The sequence below is a fragment of the Collinsella sp. HCP28S3_B9 genome (assembly GCF_052066095.1).
GTDB lineage: Bacteria > Actinomycetota > Coriobacteriia > Coriobacteriales > Coriobacteriaceae > Collinsella.
This window is the reverse complement of the sequence record NZ_JBQHST010000077.1, coordinates 1-544: the sequence shown is the minus strand read 5'-3', so window position 1 is coordinate 544 and position 544 is coordinate 1. Positions and strand designations below refer to the sequence as shown.

Sequence of the window (544 nt, the reverse complement as noted above, 5' to 3'; positions counted from 1 at the left end):
TGTTAGCGTCAATCTATTTTTCACCAGTTTCGCTAAACAGGCGCGCCGTTCGCGCAAAGGCGGTTTCACCGGTTGCGCTAACGTATTTTCACCGATTCCGGTCACGGCTCGACGGGGCCGTCCCTCGGCAGGTCCTTCAGCCTGTAGGACCTGCCGGTTATCTTGACCAGGTGGCAGTGGTGGCACACCCTGTCCGCGATCGCGCTCGCCGCCACGTCGTCCCCGAACACCCTGCCCCAGCCGCTGATCCCCACGTTGGTGGTGATGATCGTCGAGCGCTGCTCGTAGCGCGTCGATATCAGCTGGAACAGCAGGTCCGCGCCCGCGCTGCCGACGTCGAGGTAGCCGAGCTCGTCGATGATCAGCAGCCTCGAGTGGGCGTAGTACCTGAGCCTCTTCTTGAGGATGCCGCGCGACGAGGCGTCCTCCAGGTCCTCGACGAGCCGGGCGCAGTCCACGAACCTGACCTCGCGCCCCGCCCTGACCGCCTCGATGCCCAGCGCGACGGCGAGGTGCGTCTTGCCCACGCCGGGGCTCCCCACGA

1 protein-coding gene is annotated in these 544 nt (G+C 65.6%); it reads right to left on the bottom strand.

The window, feature by feature from the left end; genetic code table 11:
• Positions 1 to 101 precede the first annotated feature (101 nt).
• A partial coding sequence (locus tag ACTNBB_RS09150; protein WP_441071103.1) for an ATP-binding protein occupies positions 102 to 544 on the bottom strand: 443 nt, incomplete at its 5' end.